Below are 4,751 nucleotides of genomic sequence, written 5' to 3'. Positions count from 1 at the left end.
GCTGATGTGCATCGCCACCCTGCCCTGCACAGCATATGCGCCGGCTTTACCCATGGGCTCGCCACTGGCCACATAACTGCGGATCTGCGCGGGCGTCAGCGCGTCAAAACTGACACGCGAAGTGCTCAGCGCCTCGAAACGACGGCGCCCGAACTGCACCGCCACCGCGGTCAGCACCCTGTGCGTGCCGTCCGAAAGCTCGCGCAGCATGCGGGCCGCGTCTTTCCCGTCCTCCGGCTTGCCGTAAATCACCCGACCCATGGCCACCGTAGTGTCCGAACAAAGGATGGGCGCCGGCGGCAGCTTGCGCCGCTTCATGCGGGCGATTGCCGCATCGAGCTTGAGGCCGGTGACACGCTGGACGTAGGTAGCGGGYGCCTCGTTTTTAAGCACCGCCTCCAGCGACTCAGCGTCCTCATCGGCGTCCGGCAGCAGCAGTTCGTGACGCACGCCGAGTTGTTCCAGCAATTGCCGTCGCCTCGGGCTTTGCGAGGCCAGGTAGATGAAGTCAGCCATGGACGGGACTATTCGCGATGATAAGGATGGTTAATGGTGATGCTCCAGGCACGGTAAAGCTGCTCAATCAGCAGCACGCGCACCATAGCATGGGGCAAGGTCAGGTCTGAGAGGCGCAGACGCTCATGCGCAGACTGTTTGAAACCGGCGTCCAGCCCGTCGGGCCCGCCGATAACGATGGCGACGTCGTCACCGGAGAGTTGCCAGGCCTTGAGCCGTTCAGCCAGTGCCACAGTAGTGACGGCCGTGCCGCGTTCATCGAGCGCCACGACGCGGGTGCCGCGGGCGATGCTGGCCTCTATGCGCCCGCGCTCAGCCGACAGCAGGTTTTCCAGGGTCTTGGAGGCGCGCGGTTCGGTCTTGACGGCTTTGAGCTCGACTTTCAACTCAGGCGGGAAGCGCTTGGCGTAGTCGTCATAGGCCGTTTGCGCCCAGTCGGGCACTTTCTGGCCGACCGCTACGATCGTGAGCCTCATTTGCTCCGGGACGGAGTTTTCCTGGCGGCGGGTTTGCGGGCTGCCGTTTTAGCGGCGGTTTTCGCTGCTGTTTTCTTCGCCGCCACCTTTTTGGCTACGGGCACTTTGACAATCGGTGTTTTAACCGCAGGCTTTGCCGATGACTTGCCAGGAGCCGCTTTGGCGCCTGCCCGTGCCGGCTTTGCGGCTGGTTCGGTAGCCGGCGTGGCGGCATTGCGCTTGGCGGTCCAGTCATTGGTCTTGCCAACACGGCCCACATAGCTTGAATCGGGGGCAGTCGGCGCCTTTGCAGGTGCTTTGGCCGCCGACTTCGCGGAGGTCTTTGCGCCTGGTTTCGCAGTTTTCGCGCCGGCGCGGGAAACCTTGGGTTTGGCTTCCAGCTCGACATCGGCCTTCGACGCCTTCACCAGCGGCGCGGGCGCGCCCAGCTTGAGTTTGATGGGCTTGTCGCCCCACAGCTCTTCCAGGTGGTAGTACTGACGAATGGTCGGCTGCATGATGTGCGCCACGGCGGCGCCGCAATCGACAATGATCCATTCCCCGTTGTCTTCGCCTTCGATGCGAGGCTTGGCAAAACCTGCGTCCCGCACGGCATCCCGCACGCTGGCGGCCAATGCCTTGGTCTGACGGTTGGAGCTGCCGGAGGCGATGATCACGCGCTCGAACAGTGACGTAATGTGCTCCGTGTCAAACACCTGGATGTCCTGCGCCTTGACGTCTTCCAGACCGTCAATGATGGCACGCTGCAGTTTCTGCACGTCCTTTTTGTCGGCGGCGGCGGAGGTTTTGACGGTGGTGGATGTCATGCAGTGTTTTGCTTCGATAAAGTGGGAAATTAATGGGAACCGTACAGCTGGTGAAGTGAAATATAACGCGCAACGGCTTCAGGGACCAACTGGGTAATTCCCCCTGTCACCGCGGCTCCGGAGGCCATTAACTGGCGAATCTGGGTGGCGCTGACAGGCATCAGGGGAAGATTGAGCAGGACAAAACGGTTGCTGCGGCTTTCGTAGGACTCAAATTGAGCTCCAGCCAGCGTGGATTGTGCGCGATCAGCTATACAAATTATAGCGAGGTCAAGAATGTCCTGCCACCGGTGCCATTGCCTGAAGACGGCAAACTGGTCTGCGCCAATGAACAGGTAAAGCTGGGCGCCCGGATTCTCCTCCTGGAGCGCCAAAAGCGTGTCAATGGTGAAAGTCGGCCCGCTGCGTTCAACCTCGCGCGCATCCACCCGAACGCCAGAAATATCGCCAAAAGCCAGTCTGGCCATGGCCAGCCGGTGAGCCGGCGCGCTCAGGGCGCGTGACTTGTGCCAGGCGTGGCCGGTCGGAACAACGTACAGGGTATCAAGGCCAAACTGCCGGATCGCCTCCTGCACCAGTGCAACGTGCGCACTGTGCGGCGGATCAAACGCACCACCAAACATGCCGATGCGCTTTTGCGCCGGTGACGGCGTTGCCATCAAACCCAGTCCCGTCTCGGCAAAAACTCCGTATACAGGCGCTCTTCAGGGCTGCCCGCCTCTACGCCCCGCTGATAAGACCAGCTCGCCAGCGGCGGCATGGACATCAGGATCGACTCCGTGCGCCCCCCGGACTGCAAACCAAAGTGCGTGCCGCGGTCCCATACAAGGTTGAACTCCACATACCGGCCCCGCCGGTAAAGCTGGAATTCGCGCTCCCGCTCGCCATGCGGTGTGTCCTTGCGCCGTTCAACGATTGGCAAATAGGCCTGCAAAAATGAGTCGGCCACACCCTGCATCAGGGCAAAGCTCCGGTCCAGCCCCAGCTCCTGGAAGTCGTCAAAGAAAACGCCGCCAATTCCGCGCTGCTCCTGCCGGTGCTTCAGGTAAAAGTACTCATCACACCATTGTTTGAACCGGGGGTACTTGTCGTCGCCAAACGGTGCCAGCGCGTCCTTGCAGGTCTGGTGGAAATGCACCGCGTCCTCTTCAAACCCGTAATAAGGCGTCAGGTCCATGCCGCCGCCAAACCAGCAGACGGGCTCGCCCGAGCCTGACACCGGGGTCGCGGCCAGCATGCGCACATTCATGTGGACTGTCGGCACGTAGGGATTACGCGGGTGAAACACCAGCGAAACCCCCAGGGCCTCAAAAGGTGCGCCTGTCAACTCCGGACGGTGCTGCGTCGCCGAAGGCGGCAGCTTGGGGCCCCGCACATGCGAGAACCCACAGCCGGCACGCTCAAACACCTGGCCCTGCTCCAGGATCATGGTGATGCCATTGCCCTGCAGCGTCTCGCCTGGCGCTTTCTGCCAATGGTCCGCCGTGAAGGACTGGCCGTCGATCCCGGAAACGGCGCCGGTGATGCGCTGCTGCAGCGCCAGCAGAAAGTCTCGAACGCCTGGAATATCGGTCATGCTGCAGTGTTACCCGAAGGGCGGAAGAAAAAACGAGCGCGCATTGCGTGATCAGGACTTGACCGCGCGCCAGCCGATGTCTTTGCGGTACTGCGCGCCATCAAATCCGATGTCCTGGGCGACTTCGTAGGCACGTTGCTGCGCGGCTTTCACCGTACTGCCGAGCGCCGTCACGCACAAAACCCGGCCGCCAGCCGTCACCGTCGCGTCGCCCTGCTTGCGAGTTCCGGCATGAAAAACCATCGAATCTTCGGCCGCATCGGTTCCTTTTTGCAGCCCATGAATCACGTCGCCCTTGCGAGGGTTCAGCGGATAGCCGTGCGCGGCCATCACCACGCCCAGGGCCGGCCGGCGGTCCCAGTCCAGCTCGATCTGGTCCAGCGCACCCGAGGTGGCGGCCATCATCACCTCATACAGGTCGGTTTTGAGGCGCATCATGATCGGCTGCGTCTCCGGGTCGMCCATGCGGCAGTTGAACTCCAGTGTTTTCGGCTTGCCTTCCGCATCAATCATCAGGCCGGCATACAAAAATCCGGTGAACGGAATGCCGTCTTTTTCCATGCCCTTGATGGTCGGCAGGATGATCTCGCGCATGGCACGGCCATGCACTTCGGGGGTAACGACCGGGGCCGGTGAATACGCGCCCATGCCGCCGGTGTTGGGACCTTCGTCACCGTCAAGCAAGCGCTTGTGGTCCTGGCTGGTCGCCATGGCGGCCACATTCTTGCCGTCACACATCACGATGAAGCTAGCTTCTTCACCCTGCAAAAATTCTTCAATCACCACGCGCGCGCCACCTTCGTTATGTGCCACGCCAAGCGGGTTGAAGTCGGGGTTCGGTGCCAGCATGAATTCAATGGCCTCGTGCGCCTCGTGCAGCGTCATGGCCACCACCACGCCCTTGCCGGCCGCAAGGCCGTCGGCCTTGACGACGATGGGGGCGCCTTTTTCGTCCACATAGGCATGGGCCGCCGCGGCGTCGGTGAAGGTTTCGTATTCGGCCGTCGGAATACCGTGGCGCTTCATGAAGGCCTTGGAGAATGCCTTGGAGCTTTCCAGCTGCGCCGCCGCCTTGGTCGGGCCAAAAACCCGCAAGCCGTGCGCTCGGAACTCGTCAACGATACCGGCCGCAAGCGGCTGCTCGGGGCCCACCACTGTCAGCGCGATCTTCTCGGTCAGCGCCCATTCGCGCAGCGCCTTCACGTCGGTGATGTCAACATTTTCAAGGCGCGCATCCAGCGCGGTACCGCCGTTGCCGGGCGCAACATACACCGCCTGAACCTTGGGAGACTGCGCCAGTTTCCAGGCCAGCGCGTGCTCACGGCCGCCGCCGCCAATAACAAGAACTTTCACGGGAGGTTCAATCTAAAAAACAGC

General features: G+C 61.9%; 6 protein-coding genes. All 6 read right to left on the bottom strand.

Going from position 1 to position 4,751, the window contains the following annotated elements; translation table 11 throughout:
• Positions 1-516: Maf family protein (locus AC1D1P_RS14580; protein ID WP_477673478.1), on the bottom strand; the 516-nt coding region annotated here is incomplete at its 3' end.
• A gap of 8 nt (positions 517-524) precedes the next feature.
• Positions 525-992 (bottom strand): 23S rRNA (pseudouridine(1915)-N(3))-methyltransferase RlmH, encoded by a 468-nt coding sequence (gene rlmH / locus AC1D1P_RS14575; protein WP_477659088.1) that lies wholly within the window; start codon positions 990-992, stop codon positions 525-527.
• The gene (rsfS, locus tag AC1D1P_RS14570) at positions 989-1,798 is read right to left on the bottom strand and encodes a ribosome silencing factor (RefSeq protein ID WP_477673477.1); all 810 of its coding nucleotides are present in this window, start codon (positions 1,796-1,798) and stop codon (positions 989-991) included. The genes rlmH and rsfS overlap by 4 nt, the downstream gene beginning before the upstream one ends.
• Positions 1,799-1,827: 29 nt before the next feature.
• Complete coding sequence (gene nadD, locus AC1D1P_RS14565; RefSeq protein ID WP_477649511.1) at positions 1,828-2,457, bottom strand: nicotinate (nicotinamide) nucleotide adenylyltransferase; 630 nt, start codon at positions 2,455-2,457, stop codon at positions 1,828-1,830.
• Entirely contained in the window at positions 2,457-3,374 is a 918-nt protein-coding gene (gene hemF / locus AC1D1P_RS14560; RefSeq protein WP_477669486.1) for an oxygen-dependent coproporphyrinogen oxidase, read from the bottom strand. The genes nadD and hemF overlap by 1 nt, the downstream gene beginning before the upstream one ends.
• A gap of 51 nt (positions 3,375-3,425) precedes the next feature.
• Positions 3,426-4,727, bottom strand: coding sequence for a phosphoribosylamine--glycine ligase (purD, locus tag AC1D1P_RS14555; protein ID WP_477673476.1), 1,302 nt, complete (start codon positions 4,725-4,727; stop codon positions 3,426-3,428).
• Positions 4,728-4,751 lie beyond the last annotated feature (24 nt).

Source organism: Polaromonas sp. P1_E1_2 (assembly GCF_056406035.1).
Note: the sequence above shows the minus strand (reverse complement) of the source record. Positions and strands in the feature narration are given on the sequence as shown.

What these genes read in the sequence shown, in the direction of transcription:
- rlmH (WP_477659088.1), bottom strand. Translation starts at nt 992, where the DNA reads ATGAGGCTCACGATCGTAGCGGTCGGCCAGAAAGTGCCCGACTGGGCG.
- nadD (WP_477649511.1), bottom strand. Translation starts at nt 2,457, where the DNA reads ATGGCAACGCCGTCACCGGCGCAAAAGCGCATCGGCATGTTTGGTGGT.
- rsfS (WP_477673477.1), bottom strand. Translation starts at nt 1,798, where the DNA reads ATGACATCCACCACCGTCAAAACCTCCGCCGCCGCCGACAAAAAGGAC.
- hemF (WP_477669486.1), bottom strand. Translation starts at nt 3,374, where the DNA reads ATGACCGATATTCCAGGCGTTCGAGACTTTCTGCTGGCGCTGCAGCAG.